At 29.6% G+C, this 1,582-nt stretch carries 3 protein-coding genes; 2 read left to right on the top strand and 1 reads right to left on the bottom strand.

Annotated elements, in window-relative coordinates; translation table 11 throughout:
• Positions 1-60 precede the first annotated feature (60 nt).
• Entirely contained in the window at positions 61-540 is a 480-nt protein-coding gene (locus tag V7056_RS05470) for a hypothetical protein (protein WP_499700019.1), read from the top strand.
• A gap of 193 nt (positions 541-733) precedes the next feature.
• On the opposite strand, the gene V7056_RS05465 is transcribed toward V7056_RS05470, so the two are convergent.
• Positions 734-886: a hypothetical protein gene (locus tag V7056_RS05465; RefSeq protein WP_499700017.1), complete on the bottom strand. Its 153-nt coding sequence runs from the start codon at positions 884-886 to the stop codon at positions 734-736.
• Positions 887-1,062: 176 nt separating this feature from the next.
• Between V7056_RS05465 and V7056_RS05460 the strand changes: the two genes are divergently transcribed.
• A complete protein-coding gene (locus tag V7056_RS05460) occupies positions 1,063-1,572 on the top strand; it encodes a hypothetical protein (RefSeq protein ID WP_499700016.1) in 510 nt (169 codons plus the stop codon).
• Positions 1,573-1,582 lie beyond the last annotated feature (10 nt).

Below are 1,582 nucleotides of genomic sequence, written 5' to 3'. Positions count from 1 at the left end.
TCTTATGACAAATGACTCATTACATAAGACCCAATAATATTTCATCTAGGAGATTTCATCATGAAAGGTTTTTTCTTTACTAAAGCGTTTAAGTATATTTTATTAACGAGTAGTTTTATTCTAGTTTTTATTATCGCTAGAGAATCGGCTACAGGTTCAAGTTATGCTCTTTCTAGTACTCAAGTTACAAAAGCGAATATTGTTCAACGAGGCGGAGTAATTAGATTAGGAACTAAAGGCGTATATCTTCATGTAAATAGTAGCCATCACAGTGTTGGAATTAAAAGTGTTAAAATTAATAGTTCAGGGAATTTAGAAATTGCAACTGAATCTGTTACACCGGTCATTTCAATAAATGTAAGTCCTGATGAAACATTAGCTTCAAAAGGGGTTATTGCAGGAGCTAGTGTAGGGAATCAAACTACAATCATCAAATTTTCAAAAAATGGAAAACCATTAAACCTAAAGAGGTCCTCAGATTACTCACTAATTGCAAGTGATGTTTCAAACTTATGGGTTAGTTGGATTAGCCATCAGTAAAATATAGATTAAGAAAACAACGTGAAATAACGTTGTTTTTTTTTGTTATTAAATGAACAATATATACGCATTAAGCTAATTTGGGTTTTTATTTTATCAAGAAATTTAAACATAAAAAGTGGCAACTAATAATGAATTAGTTACCATTTTTGATTTTATTGTAATTTAACCGCATTAAATTAATCTTATTTGTTTACTGAATTCTGTTTTTAAACGCTTCTTCTGTAACAATATAGTCTTCTTCACGATCTTCGTGTTTACGATCCTCTGGTTCTACAAGTGAACCTTGTGGATGCGTAGGTTCATGACCTTGTTTCTTATGATTAAAATGTTTCCCACGTGCCATATTTTATTTCCTCCCTCCACATCAATAATCATTAATAATATGGATTAATCGTTAATATTTTATTGATGGTAAATGTTTCAATGAATTGAAGACAATTAATCAAGATTGAATTCAAACTTTTCTAATGATGATCATATTGATAAAATGAAAAGATAAATATAAGATGAGGTATTTGTATGGATAAACAAATTGCAACACATATCGCTAACCAAATCGATTATTGGATGAAATCAAATCAGTCATTATATGAAATCCAAAAAATTGAAACGAATTTCAATACATTAATAAATTTTCAGCAATGGGCTAATGGCAAGCCTGTTATTGCAGCTTATCATTTACAAAAAATTGAGGAAGAAAATTATTATTTATTATTAATCGATTGGCATCGAAATGATCAGTTTTATCTTGTTATTTACGTAGGTAATAAATCAACGACTGCGGCCGAAATTAGAGAAGTAAAAAATTCAAATGGAAAAGACCACTTAGTTTGGAAGTATAATCCTCTTAAACGTGACGGTAAAAACGCTGAACGAAAAGCTTATTTTAAACAAGTATTTGGTTCCCTTTTCGTTGAAATCCCATTACCTGAAACAAAAGAAAGTGTTGAGACTTTCTTTCAACAAATTTATCAATTATGTAGAAATCGACAAAAAGCTGATCGTATAACAGATGTTTTTGACTTTTAATAAGTAAAAG

The organism is Bacillus sp. JJ664, assembly GCF_036962205.1.
In the GTDB taxonomy this organism is placed as follows: Bacteria; Bacillota; Bacilli; order Bacillales; family Bacillaceae_G; genus Gottfriedia.
Note: the sequence above shows the minus strand (reverse complement) of the source record. Positions and strands in the feature narration are given on the sequence as shown.